Here is a 21,297-nt window from a genome sequence, read left to right as displayed (position 1 = left end):
AAGGCAATCCCGGGAAGCCGGGATTGTCTTTTTATGCCGAATGAGTTTTCAGCTCGCGGTATTTGCCGGGCGTGATTCCTTCCAGCTTTTTAAATGAGCGGATGAAATTCTGCGGATTTTTGTATTTCAGTTTTTCAGAAATTTCTTTTACGGACAGCGTCGTTTCTGTCAGCCAGTTTTTCGCGACATGATGCCTGTAGGATGACAAGTATTCGCTGAACGATATTTTCATTTCTTTCCTGAAGATGCTGCTTAAATAGTTGGGGTTGTAATGAAGCCTTCCTGCGATCGATTCGAGCGTCAAGTCCGTGTCGAATTCCTGCTGGATAATATGGACGATTTTTTCTGAGATGTTTTTGTATTGTGATTCTTCTCTGATGCTGAGGGTATCGATCATTTTAACGATGATCTGCGCGTTCAGCCAACTTTCGATCTCCTCGATGGTCGTCAGCTCAAAGACGTCGTCGTACAGCATCGTATTTTCGTTCGGTTCAAAAATTTCGATTCCAAGCAAATGCATAAATTCAATCAAGTTGTTCAAGAGCCTTGCAATCGCTACCTGGCAGTGATGCGGATTCATGTTTTCAGAACAAATCGATTCAAGGAGAAGGTGAAGCTGTTCGGCCGCTTGTTTACGGTTGCACGTTTTAATAGCTTCAAACAGTTCATTTTGGATCTGCTTTGGAAACTGGGTTAAAAACGCTTTGTTACGGTCAAGATGCTCATAGAAAATCACCGCGTGTTTTCCTGATTTCAGACGGTATGTCAGCGCTTCAAGCCCTTCCAAATAAGCGCGCTTCGACATTGCAAGGCTTGTAAACGGCTGGCTGATGCCGATGCTGACGAACAATCCAAGCTCCTCATGAATTTTATCCCTGATGGATGATGCTGTATGCTCCAAGTCCTCCTGAAACCTGTCCAGCGGCTGTCCGCGGTTCAGCATGATGATGGTCTGCGTTTTATCAATGACAACCGGCGGGAGGCGCTTATTCTTGGGCACAGATCGTTCGACAAGGCTGTTGATCGCAAACAGCAGGACATCAAGATCCTTTTTATCATATGATGTGTCTTTCAATGTATCAATTTGCAAGGCAAAAACGGACAGGTGGCTCCAATCTTCAGGGAAGCCGAGCCCTGTAAAGCGGTCTTTGATTTCTTCTTCGCTCAGCTTGCCGAGCAAAAGCCTTGTTAAAAAATACTGCTTCAGCTGGGTGACCTGCTGTTCGACGCGCACCTTCAGATCATGGTTTTTATTTTTCATCTCTTTAATATTCCGTTCAATCAGTTCAAATTCGTTTTTCGGTTTCTCCTGGCCGGAAGCGGCCCCCGCAGAAAAGCCTGAGACGGATTCGTACAAAACCTTGATTGGCCTGTAAAAATGACGAGAACCAAACCAGGAAAATAGGTATGAAAGCGCTAACAAAATGACGCAGATCGTAAACGTAAACCAGCCGATTGATGCCGTCTGCTGATAGAGTTCCGGAATGGTCGTTAACGAAATGTATATCCAATTATTGTAATCTGATTTCTGGTATGTAATGTTATAGGCGGTGTCGTTGACTGTTGTATCAAACTGGCCGTTTTTTTCCTGATGCCGGCGGATCGTTTTGAAATAATCGTCTTGTTTGATCGATTGCCCAATCATTGACGGGTCTGAGTGAAGGATGATCCGTCCGTTGTCATCAAGCACCATCATGCTGTTTGTTTTTGAATGATGCGGCATGCGCTTGACAAGCGAACAAGAAGGAATACTTGCGATCGCAAGGCCTCTGTTTTCCATGCTGTTCAGCGGAAGCTGTTTGACCAGATTGACGTTGTACAGGCAGTTGCCCGAAGCCCCTTCTTTTGTGGCGACAAGGTCGTTGTTTTTTTCAAGCACCCAGCTGGAGCGGCTTTTTAAGGCGTTGTAAAGCGAGATCGTGATGGCTTGTTTTCCCTGATCTAAAGGATATAAACCGGAATTGTTGATATACCACTTTTTTTCTTGGCTGATCAGCGTGATATCCGACAGATCGGTATCGAATGTCTGCAGTTCGTTTAATTCCTTGTTGATTTGGTTATACAGCTGAAAGCGTTCTGGTGTAATGGTGCGGCTGAGTGTCTGAATTAAAGGATAGGAACGGACGTAATTGGTGAAGGAATGGTCAACCGTTTTTAAAATATGCTCGATATTTAGCTGTGTCTGGCCAACGGTTTGGAGCTTTTCGTTTGTAACGTTTTGTTCAATGGTTTCCGCTGATCTCTGATAGGAAAAAAAGCCGACGATGATGACCGGAATGGTGCTCAGAACGAGAAAGAAGGTCACCAGCTTATAGTAAAACTTATATTGTTTTCTCTTCATAAATTCCCCCCCAACAAATCTTCGTTTGAGTTGTTCATATATAATTAATCCGACTTTTGTGTGAATTTGTCAATAATCATTTTCTAACCATCGTTTCATTTTATTAGGTTTTGCCGGCTGTCGGGCGAGGTGCGGCCGATGTGATGATATGATTGTAGATTTATTTTTTCATGGTGGGATAAAGTGAAAGCAAACATCACGAAGGGAGGCCGTTTATGAAAGCAGCCGATGTCCAGACCGGAAAAAATCCGGCCCATATTGTTGAAAAAAAACGAAAGACGCGTTTTTGGGAAAAGCTTCTCCAGCAAAAATATTTATATTTGATGATTCTGCCGGGACTGATTTATTTTTTGCTTTTTAAGTATGTGCCGATGTGGGGGATTGTCATAGCGTTTCAGGATTACCAGCCGTTTCTCGGCATAACGGGGAGCGAATGGGTGGGTTTTAAGCATTTTGAAAGGCTGTTCACCGAACCGACGTTTTTTATGCTTCTGAAGAATACATTGATTTTGTTTTTCCTCAACCTTGTTGTATTCTTTCCGATACCGATTATTTTGGCGCTTTTATTGAATGAAGTCAGAGTCGCATTGTTCAAAAAGTTTGTCCAGACGCTGATCTATATTCCGCATTTTATGTCATGGGTCATTGTGGTATCGCTTTCATTCGTTCTGTTGACGGTTGACGGAGGATTGATCAATGAGATCATCGCCTACTTCGGCGGAGAAAAGATCAACTTTTTGCTGAATGAAAGCTGGTTCAGGCCGATGTACATTCTCCAGGTCATCTGGAGGGAAGCCGGCTGGTCGACGATCATTTATTTGGCGGCGATTACCGCTGTCGATCCGCAGCTTTACGAAGCGGCGAAAATGGACGGGGCCAATCGCCTGAGGAGGATGTGGCATGTCACACTACCTGCGATCAGAAGCGTCATCGTTGTTTTGCTTATTTTGAAAATCGGCGATACGCTCGAACTCGGCTTTGAGCATGTGTATCTGCTTTTAAATGCAACGAACCGCGAAGTGGCCGAGATCTTTGATACGTATGTATACACGGCCGGATTAAAGCAGGGGCAGTTCAGCTACAGTACAGCCGTCGGTTTATTTAAAGCAGCTGTCGGTCTCATTCTTGTCATATTTGCAAACAGGATGGCGAAGAAGTTTGGAGAAGAAGGAATATATTAATATTTTTTGATGAAAGGAATTGAATGACATGAATCAATCTCTCATCACAAAAACGCCTCTTTACATTGCCGAAGAAGCGGCCAAAACAATAATGAAAGCGTATATACCAAAGGAGCTGCCGCCGGCCGGACGCTGGCACTACCATCAGGGTGTATTTCTGTGCGGCTTGATTCGCCTCTGGGAAGAAACGGGGAAAGAAGCATATTTCAACTATGTAAAAGAATACGCCAATGAGCTCATTGACGGCTGCGGGAATTTTTATTTCAGGAGGGATGAACTGGACGCCATACAAGCCGGACTTATCCTTTATCCTTTGTATGATGAAACGGGCGATGAACGCTACCGTAAAGCCGCCAAAAAGCTGAAGGGCCTTTTTGATACGCTGAATCAAACAGAAGAAGGCGGGTTTTGGCATAAAGATAAATATCCTTACCAAATGTGGCTTGACGGGTTGTACATGGGAGGGCCTTTCGCACTTAAGTATGCAAGAGCGTTCAATGAGCCTGAACTGTACGATATGGTCATCCTCGAAGAAAAACTGATGAGAAAACATACGAAAGACTGCCGGACGGGATTGTATTATCATGCGTGGGATGAAAAGAGGGAAATGCCCTGGGCCGACCCCGTTTCAGGCTGTTCTCCCGAATTTTGGGGAAGGTCAATCGGCTGGTACGCGCTTGCACTGAGCGATATGATCGAACTGCTCCCGCAGGGGCATGACACGAGACAGGAGTGGACCCGGGTGCTTCAAGAGATGGTCAAAAGCATTGCCAATTTTCAAGATGAACGCACAGGGTTATGGCACCAGGTTGTCGATAAAGGCGGACTTCCGGACAATTGGCTTGAAAGCTCCTGCTCGTGTTTATATATGTACGCGATGACGAAAGGAGCTCGCATGGGCTATATCGATTCATCATATATTGATAGAGCCGCAAAGGCTTTCAAAGGACTCGTCGAAGAGAAAATCGAGCTGAGCGCAAAAGAAGGCTTGCTTTTAAAAGATATTTGCGTCGGAACTTCTGCAGGGACATACGATTATTATGTCGGGCGGGAAAAAAGCACCAACGATCTTCACGGTGTCGGCGCATTGATCATGGCTCTTGTAGAACTTGAAAAGACCGGCCGCTTTTCCCGCGAGGCAGCGAAGTGAAGAACTTCGCTTTCTCCGTCCTTCTATTTGCAGCAGTGCTTCTTTTTTCCTCATGCGGACAGGATGGGGGCCGGGGAACAGACGTATTGATCTTTTCGGATGCACCGGCTGAAATAAAGGAAAACGTCCAGCGCGCAGCCGGGAAAGAACAGCTCAACATCACCGTTTTCCCGGCTGCACCGGAAAAACTTCTAGTTGAAATTGCGGCGAAAGAAGGAGATCTGTTTATCGTTCCAGAAGACATGTTTAAACCTTTTTACGATCCTGAAGGACTTCAGCCATTGAAAGTTGCTTCGAAAGAAAAAGAGCCATACAGCGCTCCGGGCAAAAACGGGGACGTACAGCTGTATGCGGCTGTCATTGAAAAAGGAGAAAAACGTTTGAACGGCTATACGTTTCAGCTGAATACAGACATGGCAGCTTTCATACCGGTCTATGCGAAGAAAACCCCTGAAGCGATGGAACTCATCGAAGCGCTTCGCTGAAAATGAAAGGGGGAGGAACCGATGAAAACATATGCGATATGCGGTCTGAGCGGCCGCGCTTTTAACATGTTTATCGAGCCTCTAGTGGGAAAATACGGGGAAGAACACCGCATCGCCGCGCTCCTGGACAGCGATCCGCTAAGGGAAGAAGTCTGCAAAGACAGGTTTCCGGCGCTTCGTCCTGTCCCGTTTTTCAAGGAGAAAGCGTTTACCGAAATGCTTGATAAAATCAAGCCGGACGCCATTATTGTAGCAGGCCGTGATGATACGCATGTCCGCTATATATTGGGCGCTTTACAGGCGAATATCGATGTGGTCACTGAAAAGCCGATGGTGACAACGGCACGGGATGCGGCAGCCGTATTAAAAGCCGAAGCCGCGAGCAAAGGAAAAGTGACCGTTACGTTTAATTACCGCTGCAATCCGTACCACCGCAAGATCAAAGAGCTGATACTTGAAGGAAAGCTCGGCACGATTACGTCGGTTGACTTGAACTGGTACATCGATACGTATCACGGCGCAAGCTATTTTAAACGCTGGAACAGGATGAGAGCATATTCCGGCGGGCTTTCCGTCCATAAGTCAACCCATCATTTCGACCTTGTCAATTGGTGGCTTGCTCAAACGCCTCGCGAGGTTTTTGCCTATGGAGGCCTGTACTACTACGGACCCGGCGGCGAAATGAATCCTAAAAAAGGGGAAAAACGCTATTGCGGAACATGCCATGTCAAGAAGAATTGCCGCTATTATATGAGGTGGCAGGCAGGCGACCCGCAGGACGATCATGTCAAGACCAACGAAAGCCAGCAGCTGCTCTATACCGATTACAGGCCTGACGCGTGTATTTTCGATGAAGAAATCGATATCGAGGACACGTATGCAGCCGTTTTGAAATACGACAAAGGGGCGCTGCTGAATTACTCCGTCCATTTTTCAGCCCCGTATGAAGGCTACCGGCTTGCAATCAACGGGACAAAGGGAAGGCTTGAAACGCAGGAATATCATGCACCGGCAAGGGTTCCATTTGAAGTTCCCGAACAGACCATCGATTATTATCCGCTGTTTGAATCGAAAGAAACGATTCGCGTCGTCAGGCAGCCCGGCGGGCATGGCGGAGGAGATCCGCTGCTTTTGGAAGAGCTGTTTGGCGGAGGAGACCCGTTGAGGAATTACGACATTCTGGCCGGTGCCGAAGCAGGCGCCTATTCAATTGCAGCCGGCGAGGCAATATGGCGCTCCATCAAAGAAAAAAAGCCGATAGGAATCAGTGAACTTCTGTATACCCGGCAATATACATAAAGGGGGGGAATTCGTGGAACAAAGCGTCTCCATGGGAAGGGTGCTGAGTTTTTGTGAATGGGTGCTGAAGTTTTTTTACGCCAATCTGCTGTGGTTTGTTTTTACGCTGCTCGGCCTTGGCGTCTTCGGGTTTATGCCGGCGACGACTGCATTGTTTTCCGTAATGAGAAAATGGATTATGGGCAAAACCGATATTCCGATATGTAAAACGTTTTGGCAGGCGTACCGCGGCGAGTTTTTTCGTTCCAACGTCATCGGTCTTATTCTGGCGGCAGTTGGCATCATCATTTATGTTGACCTTGCTTTTATTTATCCGGAGCATTTCCTATTGCACGTTCTCCGGTTCGTCATTATGATTTTTGGGTTTTTGTTTTTAATTATGCTGTTTTATATGTTCCCGCTGCTCGCCCATTTCGATTGGAAGAAGCGGATGTATTTTAAGTTTTCGCTGATTCTGGGCATATCGTATTTACAGTATACATTAACAATGATGGCGGTTGCTGCCGTGCTTTATATCGCTTTTGCCTTTCTGCCCGGAATTGTTCCTTTTTTCAGCGTCAGCCTGCTCAGCTATGCGGTCATGTGGCTGGCATATCAAGTATTGAAAAAAGCGGAGGCCGTAGAACAGAGGGGAACTGTCGTAACGACAAGACACACCTGAACCTTTGCTTCAGGTGTGATGAGAGGAGATGGCCCACATGAGTGAAGAATTTGAAAAACGATATCTTCACTGGATTGATCAAGCTGTAAAGGAAAGCGAAAAGAAAGACGACTTCAAGTCCCTCCCCGGTTTTGGAAGACCGCTCAGCAAAGAGGCGCTCGAAGGGGATGCGCTTTCGTCAACTCTTAAAAACGCCCGTTATCTGCCGGAGTGGCTGAAGCTGCAAAAGGAAATTAAACAAGAGATTGAAAAAGCGATCAAATCGAATCAGCGCGAAGCGCTGATCGATGCCATCAACCTAAAAATTAAAAAATACAACCTCACCTGTCCGAACCAATTCCAAAAAGGCCTTGTTTCAGCCAAAAACCTCGAAAGCCAGCTCAAATATTGGAGCTGATGCCACTCCTTGCACTTATTCATAAAAATAATTGCCAATAACAATTATTTTCTGTAAAATAAAGTTAATAAATGTAATTTTTGTGTTTTTAAAAAGAAGAAAGGATGAATGAAGAAGTGGAAGCGAAAGCGGCATACGAAAAAGCGGCCGGGCTCTTGAATCAGTGGTACACCATGATCAAGCGCCATGAAGCGCTCCAGGCTGTATCTTTGAGATACGAGATCCGAAACCTGCTCTCTAAAATGGAGAAAAACAGAGATTTGGAGCTCTATTTTCAGCTTTTGGACTACCGCTGCAAATTGATGATGGAGCAGTTTGCAGAATCAGCCGAGCTCTTCCGGAAGATTAAAAGGCAGAAGGAAACGGTTAAGAACGCGGATGACATCATTCAGTACTATTTTTTCTTTTTTTCAGGCATGTATGAGTTTTATGAGAAAAACTATCTTGAGGCGATCAGCTGTTACAAAAAAGCGGAAATGAAGCTGCATAAACTGACCGATGAAATTGAAAAAGCGGAATTTTACTATAAGCTCGCGACTGCCTACTACCAAATAGATGATCATTTCAGATCGTTGAACTACTCCGAAAAAGCGCTCTCACTTTTCAGCAAGCATAAAGAATACATAGACAAAACGATCGGGTGCGAAATGATTCTCGGGTCGGTTCAGTTTGAACTGTTCCGCATCAAACAAGCCGAGGAACACTACGGCCGGGCGCTTGATCAGGCCGTTTCCCTCCAAAACCGGCGAATCATCGGGCTGATCTATCATAATATGGGTCTGAACTACGCCAAATGCAGCATGCCGCTTTTGGCGGAGGAGCACTTTAGAAAAGCTCTTTCAATCGGTGTCCATGAGCAATCGGTCTTTGGCATTAACACCCTTTTTGAGCTGTCCCACCTCATGTACAAAAACGGTTCTCCCGAAGAAGCGAGACGTCTCTGCAAAGAGGGATTTACCAGAGCGGCGGAACAAGGGGAGGATGAATACGCGGCGAAATTCAGGCTGATTTTCGCCCTGTATGATGCGGGCCATCCGCTCGATATTGAACTTTCGCTTGAATACATGAGCGATAAACGGCTATGGCCTCATGTTGCCGAACTGACAAAAGATATAGCCGATTACTACATGAAGTCCGGCGACTATGAAAAAAGCGCGCTTTACCTGGAAAAATCGCAGCATGCCAAGAATCAAATATATAAAATGAAGGAGGGGCTCATATGAAAAAATCCATTTGTTTTTTCACCGTCATGCTTGTTTGTCTGATAGGGGGAAGCTTCACAGCCGATTCTGCAGCACAGGACGGATCGTTCCAGACATTGGGGAAATCAGTGTTTCCTGACAGTGGACGATAGAGAAAACCTGCTGAAATAGAAATTGCCTCCCGACTTTTGCTATAATAGTCTCACCTAAAGGCAATTGAAGGGAGCAGTAACGATGACGATAAAAGAGATTTCGGCTGATGAGCTGAAAGACAGGCTTGCAAAAGGAGAAACGCTGAACATTATTGACGTCAGAGAAGATGAAGAAGTGGCTGAAGGAATGATCCCTGAAGCCGTTCACATTAAAATGGGGGATATTCCTGAAAAACTCGATGTCTTCCAAAAGGAGCAGCCTTATATTTTTGTCTGCCGATCAGGCAAGCGCAGCGAAAATGTCTGCCTCTATTTGCAGGATAAAGGCTTTGATGTCACCAATATGGTCGGCGGCATGCTCGAATGGACCGGAAACACAAAGCCGAAAACAAAATAAGCGGGTCCGGCTTCTTATCTGTACAGATAAGAAGTTTTTTATTTATCACATGTCAGGAAACGCTCGGAGCCTCCTGCCGGCGACCTTCAAGGTTCTTTCGATCAGGATTTTAAGCATAACTTCGGCTGTGTGCGAATACCTTTCATTATAGAAAGGAGAGAGCGTATGCTGAAGGTAGCCGTATTTGATGAAGAACACGAAAAAGATTTGCAGCATGAGATCAATGAATTCTTAAAAAAGCTGTCGGAAGACCAGCTGGTCGATATAAAATATGACGTATCAGCCGCATGCGATCCTCAAGGCGAACAGCTTTACTGTTTTTCTGCGTTAATTTTATACAGGACATAAAAAAACAGCTCTTCAAAGGAAGAGCTGTTTTCGTTTATGCTTTTTTCACCCTCGGGCTTCTTGGCTTCTGGAATTTCTCAGCCTGTTTAATTTCTTTCCGCTCTTGTGACAGAGATTTATACAACGATACAAGCATGAAAATCACGACGACTGAGAACGGCAGTGCGGCCAGGATGGCGGTGTTTTGCAGCGCCGATAGTCCGCCTGAATACAGAAGCGCCGCAGCCATTGCTGACTGAATGATACCCCATGATACCTTGACCGAATTCGCAGGATTCAGTGAACCGTAAGTCGTTTGCATTCCGAGAACAAATGTTGCCGAGTCTGCGGAAGTGATAAAGAATACGGCAATGAGCACCAAGGCAACGATAGATGTAATCATCGCCAGCGGATAGTGGTCAAACACGCCAAACAGCATCGTGTCTGTAGACAGTTTTGCAACGTTGAAAATCCCTTTTTGCTGAAGATCCATCGCTGAAACCCCGAAAATTGAAAACCATAGAAACGCCAGCACAGTAGGCGCAAACAATACGGCAATCAAAAATTCCCTGATTGTGCGCCCCCTTGATACGCGGGCGATGAAAATACCGACAAACGGCGACCAGGAGATCCACCAAGACCAGTAGAAAATCGTCCATGAATTGATCCATTCACGGCTGTCCGGATCATTAGGCGCAAGGCGGAAGCTCATTTGCACCACGTTGGAGATATACGTTCCGATCGTGTCCGTAAACGAGTTCATAATCAACACTGTCGGTCCGACGAACAGCATAAAGATCATCAGGATGCCGGCCAGCACCATGTTCGTATTGCTCAAGTACTTAATGCCTTTTCCGATTCCGCTCCATGCGGAAATTAAGAACAGAACAGTGACGACTGCAATAATTGCCAGCTGCACTTGAAAGCTGTTCGGCACTCCGAATAGATAATGGAGTCCGCCGTTGATCTGTGTGGCGCCGATTCCGAGGCTTGTCGCTACACCGACGACGGTTGCGAAGACAGCGATGCAGTCAATTCCTTTTCCAAGCGGTCCGTTGACTTTGTCGCCGAAGACCGGAAACAGCGTCGCGCTGATCAAGCCAGGCGCGTCTTTTCTGAATTGAAAGTACGCGATGCAAAGGGCAACGATCGCATAGATCGCCCATGCATGCAATCCCCAGTGGAAAAATGTATACCTCAGAGAATCTCTGAAGGCCTGGGCTGTTTCTGTTTCACCTGATGGAGAGCTAATGGCAAAATGGCTGATCGGTTCAGCCGCGCCATAAAATACGAGACCAATGCCCATACCTGCGCTAAAAAGCATGGCAAACCAAGATAATCGAGAGAATTCAGGTTTTTCTTCAGGTTTCCCTAATTTGATCTTTCCGATCGGACTGAAGATCAAAAAGATGCTGAATGCGACAAACAGAGAAACCACCAATAAATAATACCATCCTAGTGTGTTCGTAACATAACCTTGAATCGAAGTCGTTAACGCCTGAAGGTTATCAGGAGCAACGATTCCCCATAATACAGCTGCTGCTGTGATAACAATCACAATCCAAAAAACGCTTGAAATATTTTTCAAAATCATCCTCACCCTCTAATCATTTTTCGTCCTTACTCCCATCATTATGTTTAGTATGAGTTGCACATATAAAATTCATTCTCTCTCAGGAAGTTTGACCTAGCTTCCCCTATTACCCCACAATCAGGTGAAACAAAACTCTTTAACCGTAACATACTTTTCAAAAAAGGCACAAGTCTCAGCACTGCGCTGAAACTCTGCCATTCCACATTTGTCAAGGGTTTGGAGCAATTTTATTTTTTTCTTCGGCAAAGTGAAAATTCGCCTGCATTCATGCCTGCAAGTCTGCCTGTGACAAGCGCGGATGTGATATTGTACCCGCCCGTATAGCCGTGAATATCGAGGATTTCCCCGCAGAAATAAAGCCCCTCCTTTTTTTTGGACGCCATTTTTTTAGGATCGATTTCTTTTACGGAAACCCCTCCGCCGGTCACAAAGGCTTTGTCAAGCGAAAGAGTGCCGTTCACGTTGACGGTAAACTCTTTACAGTCTTTGACGAAAGCTCTGAAGCGGTCTTTGGAAAGGGATGAAAACGTTTCAGAAGGATCAATCTTGTTGCGCTCGAGAAGAAACAGCAGATACCTTTCCTGCATCCAAGGCTTCAGCATGTTTTTGAGTGATTTTTTCGGAGCGTCCTTTAATTCTTTATGCATGTTTTGAAAAAGCTGTTCTTCATGAATATCAGGGAACAAGTCGATTTTCAGCCTGACGTTTTCCTGCTTTTTCAACTCTTTAACGACAAATTGGCTGCACCTGAGGACAGCGGGCCCAGAAAGTCCAAAATGGGTAAAAATCATATCCATTTGGTGGGTGATGACCGGTTTTCCTTTTTTGTTCAATACGCTGAGAGCGACGTTTCTCAATGATAGGCCCTGCAATGTTTTCTGCTTGATAAAAGGCTCGTCAGACGTAACCGGAACTTCTGTCGGGAACAGTTCCGTAATCGTATGGCCGGCTTTTTCCGCCCATTCATAGCCGTCTCCGGTCGATCCTGTATGCGGGACGCTTTTCCCGCCGACAGCGATAACGACAGAGCCCGCTCCCATTTCTTCGCCGCTGCCTGTCACGATCCCGCACGCTTTTTCTTCATTGTATAGGACTGTTTTCACTTTTTCGTTTGTCCGCACGCTTACATGAAGCTGTTCAAGCCTTGTTAAAAGTGCATCCACTACGCTCTGCGCCTTGTCGGAGACAGGAAACATTCTTCCGTGATCTTCCTCTTTCAGCTTGACGCCAAGGCGCTCAAAAAATTTGATGATGTCCTCGTTGTTAAATTCAGAAAAAGCGCTGTACAAAAAGCGTCCGTTTCCGGGAATATGCCGGATGATCTCATCAACCGGCAAGCGGTTCGTCACATTGCACCGTCCGCCTCCCGAAATGGCCAGCTTGCGGCCGAGTTTGTTTCCTTTGTCAATCAAAAGAACGTCCGCCCCCTGTTCACCGGCCGCGATGGCGGCCATCAGCCCGGAGGGGCCTCCGCCGATGACGATGACATCAAAATACTTCATACCAATATCCTCAACTTTCCTGTCTTGTAGAGCCTGCATTCTGTGCAGGCGGGAGGGATTTCATCAGATAATATCCGCGCTCCATCTTCTTATTATAACGAAAGATCGGCTGGATGAAAAAACGTTAAAACATGGGGATGTTAAAATTTAGCCATGTTATTATTACCTGAGTAATGCGCCTGTATGTTAAAATAGAAAAGTTGAATCTATTGAAGAAAAATGGTGATTGGGAACATGTCAAGCAAACTGTTAAGAGGCACCTTTGTATTAACGCTTGGTACCTATATTTCAAGGATCCTCGGAATGATTTACTTGATTCCGTTCGGAGCCATGGTCGGTGCCACCGGCGGTGCCCTGTTCCAGTACGGTTATAATCAATATACGATTTTTTTAAGCATTGCGACCATGGGATTTCCGGCGGCCGTGTCCAAATTTGTTTCAAAATATAACTCGATGGGCGATTATGAAACAACGAGAAGGATGCTGCGCGCCGGAATGTCGATGATGCTCGTCACAGGCATCATTGCTTTCTCCATTCTATATTTGTCTGCCCCGTTTTTTGCGGAGATGGCTCTCGGCGGAACAGAAAACAACGGGCTGACGATTGAACATGTCGTGTATGTCATTCGCATGGTCAGTCTCGCTTTACTTGTTGTGCCGATCCTGGCGCTGATCAGAGGCTTTTTCCAAGGTCACCAGATGATGGGGCCGACAGCCGTTTCACAGGTCGTTGAACAAATTGCCAGAATCGTCTTTCTATTAACGGCTACTTATTTGGTGATCAAAGTATTAGACGGAGGGCTTGTCGTAGCTGTCGGCTATGCGACTTTTGCGGCTTTGATCGGCGCATTCGCCGGGCTGTTCACGCTTTATTTTTCCTGGCAGAAAAGAAAAGGGGCGCTTTTGGCGCTGAAGCCGAACCTGGTTCCTTCCACCAATATTACGTACCGGCAGATGTTTAAGGAGCTGTTCAGCTATGCCGCCCCATACATCTTTGTCGGATTGGCGATACCGCTTTACCAGTACATTGATACGAATACGTTTAATAAAGCGATGATTGCAGCCGGCTATCAAAACATCAGCCAGGATTTGATGGCGATCGTGACGCTGTACGTGCCAAAGCTTGTGATGATACCGGTATCTCTCGCGACGGCATTCGGCCTGACATTGATCCCGGCGGTGACTGAAAACTTTACCAACAAGGATTTCCCTGCTTTAAATAAACAGATTGATCAGGCGATGCAGATCATTCTTTTTATCGTTCTTCCTGCATCAGTCGGTATGGCTCTTTTATCGGGTCCGGTTTACACGTTCTTTTACGGCTCGGAAAGTCTGCTCCCTGAAATGGGACGAGATATTTTGTTCTGGTACGCGCCCGTGGCGCTGTTATTCTCGCTCTTTACCGTCAACGCTGCGATTTTGCAGGGGGTGAACAAGCAGAAATTTGCGGTTGTCAGCCTGATGATCGGGATTGTAATCAAAATCGGGCTTAACGTTCCGCTCATCAAGCTGTTTCAAGGAAGCGGATCGATTTTGGCAACGGCGCTCGGCTATTCAGCGTCACTCCTGTACGGATTTATTATGATTAAACGTCATGCCGGCTATTCGTATCGCAAACTGTTTAAACGGTTTTTGCTGATGCTGATCCTGACGGCGGTCATGGGCATCATGTTGCTGCTTGTTCAGGCGCTACTCAGTCTGTTTATTTCATATGAAGGCGGGCAGATCAAATCTGCTGTCGTCATTTTCATCACAACCGCGGTCGGCGGATCGGTTTATCTGTACTTGGCTTACCGTGTGAAACTGCTCGAAAAAATGTTCGGTCAGCGGTTGAATCGCTTTTTCAAAAGAAAGGCCTCCTAAAAAGGGCTTTTCTTTTTATGTAAAAAAAGGGAGTGTCTTCATGAGATTGGATAAACTGTTGTCAAACAGCGGCTACGGTTCGAGAAAAGAAGTCAAAAAAATGCTGAAAAACGGGGCGGTACGCGTGAATGATCAACTGATCAAAGACGCAAAAGAGCATGTAGACCCGGAATCAGACGACATCACGGTTTACGGCGAATCCGTCGTTTATCAGGAATTTATTTACTTGATGATGAACAAGCCGCAAGGCGTGCTGTCAGCGACAGAAGACAGCCGCCAGGAAACGGTTGTTGATTTGCTCGATCCGGAGCTGCTGAGGTTTGAGCCGTTTCCGGTCGGAAGGCTTGACAAGGATACCGAGGGCCTGCTGCTTTTAACGAATGACGGCCAGTTGGCACACCAGCTTTTATCGCCGAAAAAACACGTGCCTAAAACGTATGAAGTACATGTCGATAAGCCGATTGATCAGGCGGCTCTCGATCAGCTTGAAAAAGGGGTCGATATCGGTGAAGGATTTGTCACAAAACCGGCTGAAGCGTCGCTTTTGGCAAGCAAAAACGGCGTGGAACGTCTGCTTTTGACAATAACGGAAGGAAAATTTCATCAGGTTAAAAGAATGCTGAAGGCGGTCGGCCGTGACGTCATCTATTTAAAGCGGCTGAAAATGGGGGATGTCGATCTTGATGGAGAGCTTTTGCCGGGGGAATACAGAGAGCTCTCTGAGCACGAGCTTGCCGCATTGCAAAACAAAAAGACACTCTGATTCGTCGAGTGCCTGTAGAGCTGGTTTATGGGGCATCAAACTTCATCGGGTTTGATGCTTTTTATGTTTGATGGCTGTCCTATATGATATTCAGCGCTAAAGTTCAATTTTTCAGAATATTACTATGAGGAGATTTTTACTTTTTTTCTTGTAGTCTCCCATTTGCCTCTGCTGGGGCTGTGTACTAGATCGTTGTATGCCAACACATTCAGATCACGCTGGATTGTTCTCGGTGTAGTGCCAAATTCATCAACCAGTTCCTGGGTTGTAACGAGTCCTTTTTCTTGAATGAACATGTATACTGATTTGATCCTGGTTAGCATTCGGTTTGTTGAAGGTTTCAAACAACCACTCCCTATCGTATGATCGAATGGACTTGACTACCACAACTTACGACTCCAAAATGCAGCATGGACGGTTAGCGACCATTTCTTGAAAATGATCAATAAATATTATACACGATCTCTTTGCCAAATATCCAGAAAAAAGCCGGAGCCAAATTAATGAAAAAATGAAAATCGTGAGCAGAACATGCAGTACGATCACGTTTTTTTGCCAAAAAAATTTTAAACTTTTTCTAGCTTCATACGTAGTAAAAGAGAGGTGGTAAAGATAATGAAATTAAAAGTGCATATTGAAAAATCCGGTTATGAAGAAAAGGAATCGGCGATCGAAAATATATCGTTTACTGTGGGGGAAGGCGAGCTTGTCGGATTAATCGGACCGAATGGAGCGGGGAAAAGCACGACAATTAAAACGATACTCGGTTTAACAAGGCATATGGCCGGGCAGGTTGAATGGGCTGAAACGTCAAACTATGCATACATACCTGAACAGCCCAGTTTTTACGACGAATTGACTTTATGGGAGCATATCACGGCTTTAGGGACGTTTTTGCAGGAGGACGAGTCCTCGTTTTTGCCGAGGGCGAATCGGCTCATCGAGCGATTCTCGCTGGAGCATGCGCTTCATGATTATCCGGGGAGCTTTTCGAAAGGGATGCAGCAAAAGCTGATGCTGATCCATGCTTTTCTCATGCAGCCTGATCTATATATTATCGATGAACCGTTTATTGGGCTCGATCCGATCGCAAGCCGCCTCTTTTTGGATATGCTGAAAGAAGAGCAGAAGCGGGGAGCGGGTATTTTGCTTTGTACGCATGTGCTGGATACCGCCGAGAAGATCTGTGACCGTTTTTTGCTGATTTCAAATGGCCGTCTGATGCTGGAAGGTACGCTCGAAGAGCTGCAGGAGAAAACCGGCCTTTCGGGTGGCTCGCTGCTTGACTGCTTTTACTTTGCTGTAAAAGGTGCTCCCGCATGAGCGGCCGGGCTCTGTTTATCAGCAGGCTGAAAGCGGACTGTCTTTATCAGCTCCGGATCATCAAACTGGTCATCGATTGGACGGTTGCGCTGTATATTGTACTGCCTGCGGCTGGAATCGGCGTTTATCAATATATCAAATGGCTGAATGGAGGGTCGTTTGATAACGGATGGCAGGCCGGATTGATTGTGCTTGCTCCGGCCGTTTTTACGCTGTTTGGGTCTGTGAGGACATTTTTAATGGAAGCTGATCAGCTTTATTTGTTGCAAAAAAAGACACTCGTGCTGGACATGAAAAGGTGCGGCTATTTATATTGTCTGTTTATCCAGTTTTGCAAATGGCTGTTGGCGGCGGCCGTGTTTACTCCTCTGTTCGTCAGACAATTTGGGATTGAACTGCCCGCTTGTCTCGCCGTATTCTTTTTTTATTTCTGTCTCAATTCCTTGATCACCGTCTTGAAGAGGCGGAACATCGGATGGCAGTACAAGCTGAAACACCGGGTGCTGAACGCCGGACTGATCTTTTTCGTGTGGCTGTCGGCTTGTGCAGTTGTTTTGTTGTTTTCCTGGCCGGTTGTAATCTTGAGCGGCATGGTGCTGTCTGCGGCCGCGCTGAAGACCGCCTGCGGCACTCTCGGCAACATGTATCTATTTTATGAAGAGGTTGAATTTGATAACAGAAGAAAGCTGAGACTCGCAAAATTTTTCCTGTCGCTGAACCTGGATGGAAGCGTGCCGAAGCAGGGGAAACGAGGGGCAAAAAGGCCGCGGCTGTTCTTTAAAAAATCTCGGAACATCTTTAAAGCCCGTACAGTGCAAAATGGCCTTAAGGAAATCTTTTTTAAAGTGATGCTGCGCCATCCGGACTATAAAAGACAGCTTATGCAAATGATCGGCATTTTTACGGCGCTGATCATGGTTGGACCGATCTGGATGAAAGCGGGCGCTCTCCTGGTTTTTGCCTTCGCTTATCGAAGTCTGTTGTCCGTCCATTTTGACAAGGTGATGGAACGCGTTTTTTTGCTGGGGGCAGACAAAGAAAGCGACGCTTTTTATGAAGCCAGGCGGAATTCCATTGACTGGTTTTTCTATCCGGGGTTAATCTGGTGCTGCCTCGTCATCGCGCTCAGCCTGATGCTGAAAACCCCGTCTTTTTAAAAAAGACGGGGTTCAGTCGTTTAATGCCCTTCCAAAAAGAAGAGGTGTATGAAAAAGAGAACGGCAAACACGAAGACAAGCGGATGAATTTCGCGCCATTTGCCTTTCGCGGCTTTGACAATCGGATAAGAAATAAACCCGAGGGAAATGCCTGTCGCAATAGATGATGTCAGCGGCATTGTCAAAATGACGAGAAAGGCCGGGAATGCTTCGTCAAGCTCTTTCCAGCGAATGTTGGTGACAGCGCCGATCATCATGCTTCCTACAATGATCAATGCCGGCGACGTAATCGCCGAGATCCCGGAGACCGCGCTCACAAGCGGGCTGAAAAACAGCGCCGCTCCGAAAAGCACAGCGACTGTTAAAGACGTAAGCCCTGTTCTTCCGCCTGCGGCCACCCCTGCGGATGATTCGATATAAGCGGTCGTCGGGCTTGTCCCGAACATTGCGCCGATCGTCGTCGCTGTCGAATCGGCAAGAAGGGCTTTTCTTGCATTCGGCAGTTTGTTGTTTTTCATGAGTCCGGCTTGTTCGGCGACACCGATCATCGTTCCTGTCGTATCAAAAATCGTGACGAGCAGGAACGAGAAGACAACCGAATAAAGGCCGTAGTGGACGACATCTCCAAAAGCGGCGAAAGGGTTTGTGACGATCAGTTTTTCCGGCAGATGAGGCATTGACAGAATCCCTTTGGTAAACTCAAGCTGGCCGGTAAAAAAGGCGATCAGGCAGGTTAAGATCATACCGAAAAATAGAGCGCCGTTCACATTCATGACCATCAAAACGACGGAGAAAGCCAAGCCGATTAGTGCCAGGATCACTCCGGGCGAGTGCAGATTGCCGAGTCCGACCAAATTGGATTCATTGGCGGTAATGATTCCGGCTCCTCTCAGACCGACAAAAGCGATAAACAAGCCGATTCCGGCGGTAATCCCGTATTTTAGATTAGCCGGAATGGCTTCGATCAGTTGTTTTCTAAGAGGTGTTAGCGATAAGATAATAAAGAGGATACCGGCCGCGAAAACAGCGCTGAACGCTGTCTGGTAAGAAATTTCGCCGTTGGACGAGCCGACGACTGACACTGCAAAATACGCATTCAGCCCCATCCCGGGTGCAATCGCGATCGGAAAGTTGGCGGAAAGCGCCATCCAAAGCGTTCCGACGACGGCAGCAATGATTGTGGCAGTGAACACTTGATCAAACGGGACGCCTGTACCGGATAGGATACTAGGGTTGACCACGACGATATAAACCATTGTAAAGAAGGTTGTAATACCGGCGAGGATTTCTTTTTTGACTGTGGTTTGGTTTTCTTTTATGTTAAACATCATTTCCTCCAATAACGAACATTATAGCAAAACAATATCTATATTATTCGTTATCGGGTGTTTTTGCAAGGGTTTTTGGCTAAACTAAAAAAAGAAGGGGCGAAATTATGAACTGGGAACAGGAAGTGTCAAAAAGACGGAATGAGATCGTAGAGGATATTCAAGGTTTTTTAAAAATCAACAGCGTCCTTGATGAAGAGACGGCGGGTCCGGGTCGGCCGTTTGGAAAAGGAATTCAAGAATGCCTGACAGCGCTTTTGAATAAAGGGGAAGAAAGCGGATTTACGGTCAAAAATCTTGACGGGTATGCAGGCCATATCGAATGGGGGAAAGGCGAGGAGATCATCGGCGTGCTTTGCCATATTGATGTCGTTCCGCCCGGAGATGGCTGGACGAGCGATCCGTTTGCTGCAGAAATTAGAGACGGCCGCATCTATGCAAGGGGAGCGCTTGATGATAAAGGGCCGACAATGGCCGCGTATCATGCATTAAAAATTGTCAAAGACTCCGGCCTCCCATTATCAAAGCGAATCAGAATGATTATCGGCACTGATGAAGAAAGCGACTGGCGCTGTGTGGAGCATTATTTTAAACACGAAGAGATGCCTTCGGCCGGTTTTGCGCCTGATGCTGATTTTCCGATTATCTATGCGGAAAAAGGCCTGATTGACGCGGCTTTAAAAATTGAAACTGATCAAGCGGAAACAGGTGCGGACTTAACATTGGAGACTTTCCGGTCCGGCCGGCGTCTGAACATGGTGCCTGATGACGCCGAAGCCGTCCTAGAGGGGTCTGCCCCATCAGGTTTTGAAGAGTCATTTGTCCGGTTTGTAAAAGAAAAGCGTGCAGAAGGGCGTATTTTTCAAGAAGACGGCAGACTGACATTAACCGTGTACGGCAAATCAGCTCACGCCATGGAGCCTAATAACGGTGTCAATGCCGGCCTCATTTTGTCCGAGTTTTTACATACCCAATCCCTTGACAGAGCCGGGCTCCAGTTTGTTCAAACGGTTAGCGGGGCTTTTGCCGGAGATACGAGAGGGAAAAAAATCGGCATCGGCTGCCGCGATGACATCAGTGGAGAGTTGACGTTGAATGTCGGCCGGCTGCAGTATGAACAGGAAAAAGGCGGAGAAGCCCATATTAACATCCGCTATCCTGTGACTGAAGAGAGCGATCGGGTGAAATCCGGGCTTTCGCAAATAAAGGGCGCCCGGCTGGTGAGCTTTAAAGACAGCAAGCCCCATCATGTAGCAAAAGACCATAAGCTGATCCAAACGCTGCAGCGGGTCTATGAGGAGCAGACAGGGGAAACGGCACAATTAATTTCGATCGGAGGGGCGACATATGCACGGTCACTGGAAGCCGGCGTGGCATTTGGACCGCTGTTTCCAGGCCGTCCCGACGTTGCCCATCAGAAAGACGAGTATATGGAAATTGATGATCTGCTGAAGGCTGTATCGATATATGCACAGGCCATTTATGAATTGGCGAAGTAGCAAAGAGAGTGATGACATGAGTCATAAGCGAGGCGTTTTATTTGAAATCCCGAACGGGTACGGGCGCTTTCTTCTCGATATGCTGAAGCCGGTTGAACCGGCCGATTTCAATTGGCTGCTTGCCGATGGCGAATGCTATCTCGTGGAAAACGGTGAATTGTCAGATGAAAATCTTTTTCCTCAAGATCCGCAGGTGATGACAGGAGAAGCATTTAAAAAAAGGCTGGAAGACGCAAGGTACTATCTCATCTTCGCCGATCTGAAGGCTTTTCCGAAGGATGGCCATCCTGAAGATGTCAGCACATATGAATCATATATGAAAAGCAGCTGCGAACTGATTGTGCTTACAGCCGATTCGAGTTTTGTCACGATATACTGTAAAGATCAAAAAAAACTGGAGCTTCTATATCAAAATGCAAAGGACTGCGGTTTCAAGCGGATTGAATATATAACGGATCACAACGATGCCAGGACAGGAATGCATGTGTAGCATAACGAAGACGGCCGCTCTCTAGAGCGGCTTTTTTGCTGTTAAACATTGCTGTTTTCAGGAGAGGGGCTTTTTGAAGCAGGAAAAGGAATTGCTTGCATGTGAGGAAACGGTTTTATTCATTTTATTTTTTGTTCTTTTTCGGTTACGGGCGTTTTATCCGCTTCTTTCCGTGTCGGCAGACCC

The 21,297-nt window shown here is 46.5% G+C and carries 21 protein-coding genes; 16 read left to right on the top strand and 5 right to left on the bottom strand.

The window, feature by feature from the left end; genetic code table 11:
• Positions 1–31: 31 nt before the first annotated feature.
• On the bottom strand, positions 32–2,341 hold the full coding sequence (locus MKZ04_RS11215; protein WP_026579047.1) for a helix-turn-helix domain-containing protein: 2,310 nt from the start codon (positions 2,339–2,341) through the stop codon (positions 32–34).
• A 215-nt stretch (positions 2,342–2,556) separates the two neighbouring features.
• Between MKZ04_RS11215 and MKZ04_RS11210 the strand changes: the two genes are divergently transcribed.
• The 10 genes from MKZ04_RS11210 to MKZ04_RS11165 all read left to right on the top strand — a co-directional run bounded on the left by MKZ04_RS11210 (position 2,557) and on the right by MKZ04_RS11165 (position 9,613).
• Positions 2,557–3,522: an ABC transporter permease gene (locus MKZ04_RS11210; RefSeq protein ID WP_020452644.1), complete on the top strand. Its 966-nt coding sequence runs from the start codon at positions 2,557–2,559 to the stop codon at positions 3,520–3,522.
• A 28-nt stretch (positions 3,523–3,550) separates the two neighbouring features.
• Positions 3,551–4,672 (top strand): glycoside hydrolase family 88/105 protein, encoded by a 1,122-nt coding sequence (locus MKZ04_RS11205; protein WP_341045916.1) that lies wholly within the window; start codon positions 3,551–3,553, stop codon positions 4,670–4,672.
• Positions 4,669–5,157, top strand: coding sequence for a hypothetical protein (locus tag MKZ04_RS11200; protein ID WP_039072929.1), 489 nt, complete (start codon positions 4,669–4,671; stop codon positions 5,155–5,157). Before MKZ04_RS11205 ends, MKZ04_RS11200 begins: the two co-directional genes overlap by 4 nt.
• Positions 5,158–5,178: 21 nt before the next feature.
• Complete coding sequence (locus tag MKZ04_RS11195; RefSeq protein WP_341045913.1) at positions 5,179–6,456, top strand: Gfo/Idh/MocA family oxidoreductase; 1,278 nt, start codon at positions 5,179–5,181, stop codon at positions 6,454–6,456.
• Positions 6,457–6,469: 13 nt separating this feature from the next.
• Positions 6,470–7,117, top strand: coding sequence for a YesL family protein (locus tag MKZ04_RS11190; protein ID WP_023855529.1), 648 nt, complete (start codon positions 6,470–6,472; stop codon positions 7,115–7,117).
• A gap of 37 nt (positions 7,118–7,154) precedes the next feature.
• Complete coding sequence (locus MKZ04_RS11185) at positions 7,155–7,514, top strand: DnaJ family domain-containing protein (protein WP_023855528.1); 360 nt, start codon at positions 7,155–7,157, stop codon at positions 7,512–7,514.
• 104 nt (positions 7,515–7,618) lie between these two features.
• Positions 7,619–8,737, top strand: coding sequence for a response regulator aspartate phosphatase (locus tag MKZ04_RS11180; protein ID WP_023855527.1), 1,119 nt, complete (start codon positions 7,619–7,621; stop codon positions 8,735–8,737).
• Entirely contained in the window at positions 8,734–8,868 is a 135-nt protein-coding gene (locus tag MKZ04_RS11175) for a hypothetical protein (RefSeq protein ID WP_023855526.1), read from the top strand. Before MKZ04_RS11180 ends, MKZ04_RS11175 begins: the two co-directional genes overlap by 4 nt.
• An 82-nt stretch (positions 8,869–8,950) precedes the next feature.
• Positions 8,951–9,265: a rhodanese-like domain-containing protein gene (locus tag MKZ04_RS11170; protein WP_020452637.1), complete on the top strand. Its 315-nt coding sequence runs from the start codon at positions 8,951–8,953 to the stop codon at positions 9,263–9,265.
• Positions 9,266–9,430: 165 nt separating this feature from the next.
• On the top strand, positions 9,431–9,613 hold the full coding sequence (locus MKZ04_RS11165) for a sporulation protein Cse60 (RefSeq protein WP_003184510.1): 183 nt from the start codon (positions 9,431–9,433) through the stop codon (positions 9,611–9,613).
• Positions 9,614–9,647: 34 nt separating this feature from the next.
• On the opposite strand, the gene opuD is transcribed toward MKZ04_RS11165, so the two are convergent.
• Together opuD and MKZ04_RS11155 are read right to left on the bottom strand one after the other, a co-directional pair.
• A complete protein-coding gene (gene opuD / locus MKZ04_RS11160; RefSeq protein WP_341047130.1) occupies positions 9,648–11,183 on the bottom strand; it encodes a glycine betaine transporter OpuD in 1,536 nt (511 codons plus the stop codon).
• A 230-nt stretch (positions 11,184–11,413) separates the two neighbouring features.
• Complete coding sequence (locus MKZ04_RS11155; RefSeq protein WP_105980032.1) at positions 11,414–12,688, bottom strand: BaiN/RdsA family NAD(P)/FAD-dependent oxidoreductase; 1,275 nt, start codon at positions 12,686–12,688, stop codon at positions 11,414–11,416.
• A 234-nt stretch (positions 12,689–12,922) separates the two neighbouring features.
• Here MKZ04_RS11155 and MKZ04_RS11150 point away from each other — a divergent pair, with 234 nt between their 5' ends.
• Both MKZ04_RS11150 and MKZ04_RS11145 read left to right on the top strand, forming a co-directional pair.
• On the top strand, positions 12,923–14,551 hold the full coding sequence (locus MKZ04_RS11150) for a putative polysaccharide biosynthesis protein (protein WP_128823566.1): 1,629 nt from the start codon (positions 12,923–12,925) through the stop codon (positions 14,549–14,551).
• Between the two features lie 40 nt (positions 14,552–14,591).
• Entirely contained in the window at positions 14,592–15,314 is a 723-nt protein-coding gene (locus tag MKZ04_RS11145; RefSeq protein ID WP_341045911.1) for a pseudouridine synthase, read from the top strand.
• Positions 15,315–15,436: 122 nt separating this feature from the next.
• On the opposite strand, the gene MKZ04_RS11140 is transcribed toward MKZ04_RS11145, so the two are convergent.
• On the bottom strand, positions 15,437–15,658 hold the full coding sequence (locus MKZ04_RS11140) for a DeoR family transcriptional regulator (protein ID WP_003184500.1): 222 nt from the start codon (positions 15,656–15,658) through the stop codon (positions 15,437–15,439).
• 271 nt (positions 15,659–15,929) lie between these two features.
• On the opposite strand from MKZ04_RS11140, the gene MKZ04_RS11135 reads away from it, so the two are divergent.
• Positions 15,930–16,637: an ABC transporter ATP-binding protein gene (locus tag MKZ04_RS11135; protein ID WP_020452632.1), complete on the top strand. Its 708-nt coding sequence runs from the start codon at positions 15,930–15,932 to the stop codon at positions 16,635–16,637.
• The gene (locus tag MKZ04_RS11130) at positions 16,634–17,794 is read left to right on the top strand and encodes an ABC transporter permease (protein WP_075212775.1); all 1,161 of its coding nucleotides are present in this window, start codon (positions 16,634–16,636) and stop codon (positions 17,792–17,794) included. The genes MKZ04_RS11135 and MKZ04_RS11130 overlap by 4 nt, the downstream gene beginning before the upstream one ends.
• 20 nt (positions 17,795–17,814) lie before the next feature.
• Here the strand turns inward: MKZ04_RS11130 and MKZ04_RS11125 are convergent, their stop codons facing one another.
• Positions 17,815–19,122, bottom strand: coding sequence for an NCS2 family permease (locus MKZ04_RS11125; RefSeq protein ID WP_065643622.1), 1,308 nt, complete (start codon positions 19,120–19,122; stop codon positions 17,815–17,817).
• A 107-nt stretch (positions 19,123–19,229) separates the two neighbouring features.
• On the opposite strand from MKZ04_RS11125, the gene pepV reads away from it, so the two are divergent.
• Positions 19,230–20,621, top strand: coding sequence for a dipeptidase PepV (gene pepV, locus MKZ04_RS11120; protein WP_020452629.1), 1,392 nt, complete (start codon positions 19,230–19,232; stop codon positions 20,619–20,621).
• Positions 20,622–20,637: 16 nt separating this feature from the next.
• Positions 20,638–21,111 (top strand): DUF2691 family protein, encoded by a 474-nt coding sequence (locus MKZ04_RS11115; RefSeq protein ID WP_020452628.1) that lies wholly within the window; start codon positions 20,638–20,640, stop codon positions 21,109–21,111.
• Positions 21,112–21,297: the final 186 nt, after the last annotated feature.

It is taken from the genome of Bacillus sp. FSL W7-1354 (assembly GCF_038002405.1).
GTDB lineage: Bacteria > Bacillota > Bacilli > Bacillales > Bacillaceae > Bacillus > Bacillus paralicheniformis.
The sequence above is the reverse complement of the archived record's forward strand: the minus strand, read 5'-3'. Positions and strand labels throughout refer to the sequence as shown.

Bases quoted from the DNA above. Each gene is read 5' to 3' on its own strand.
- MKZ04_RS11125 (WP_065643622.1), bottom strand. From the start codon at position 19,122: ATGTTTAACATAAAAGAAAACCAAACCACAGTCAAAAAAGAAATCCTC.
- MKZ04_RS11165 (WP_003184510.1), top strand. From the start codon at position 9,431: ATGCTGAAGGTAGCCGTATTTGATGAAGAACACGAAAAAGATTTGCAG.
- MKZ04_RS11175 (WP_023855526.1), top strand. From the start codon at position 8,734: ATGAAAAAATCCATTTGTTTTTTCACCGTCATGCTTGTTTGTCTGATA.
- MKZ04_RS11210 (WP_020452644.1), top strand. From the start codon at position 2,557: ATGAAAGCAGCCGATGTCCAGACCGGAAAAAATCCGGCCCATATTGTT.
- MKZ04_RS11185 (WP_023855528.1), top strand. From the start codon at position 7,155: ATGAGTGAAGAATTTGAAAAACGATATCTTCACTGGATTGATCAAGCT.
- MKZ04_RS11135 (WP_020452632.1), top strand. From the start codon at position 15,930: ATGAAATTAAAAGTGCATATTGAAAAATCCGGTTATGAAGAAAAGGAA.
- MKZ04_RS11155 (WP_105980032.1), bottom strand. From the start codon at position 12,688: ATGAAGTATTTTGATGTCATCGTCATCGGCGGAGGCCCCTCCGGGCTG.
- MKZ04_RS11130 (WP_075212775.1), top strand. From the start codon at position 16,634: ATGAGCGGCCGGGCTCTGTTTATCAGCAGGCTGAAAGCGGACTGTCTT.
- MKZ04_RS11145 (WP_341045911.1), top strand. From the start codon at position 14,592: ATGAGATTGGATAAACTGTTGTCAAACAGCGGCTACGGTTCGAGAAAA.
- pepV (WP_020452629.1), top strand. From the start codon at position 19,230: ATGAACTGGGAACAGGAAGTGTCAAAAAGACGGAATGAGATCGTAGAG.
- MKZ04_RS11115 (WP_020452628.1), top strand. From the start codon at position 20,638: ATGAGTCATAAGCGAGGCGTTTTATTTGAAATCCCGAACGGGTACGGG.
- MKZ04_RS11215 (WP_026579047.1), bottom strand. From the start codon at position 2,341: ATGAAGAGAAAACAATATAAGTTTTACTATAAGCTGGTGACCTTCTTT.
- MKZ04_RS11150 (WP_128823566.1), top strand. From the start codon at position 12,923: ATGTCAAGCAAACTGTTAAGAGGCACCTTTGTATTAACGCTTGGTACC.
- MKZ04_RS11180 (WP_023855527.1), top strand. From the start codon at position 7,619: ATGAATGAAGAAGTGGAAGCGAAAGCGGCATACGAAAAAGCGGCCGGG.
- MKZ04_RS11170 (WP_020452637.1), top strand. From the start codon at position 8,951: ATGACGATAAAAGAGATTTCGGCTGATGAGCTGAAAGACAGGCTTGCA.
- MKZ04_RS11195 (WP_341045913.1), top strand. From the start codon at position 5,179: ATGAAAACATATGCGATATGCGGTCTGAGCGGCCGCGCTTTTAACATG.
- MKZ04_RS11205 (WP_341045916.1), top strand. From the start codon at position 3,551: ATGAATCAATCTCTCATCACAAAAACGCCTCTTTACATTGCCGAAGAA.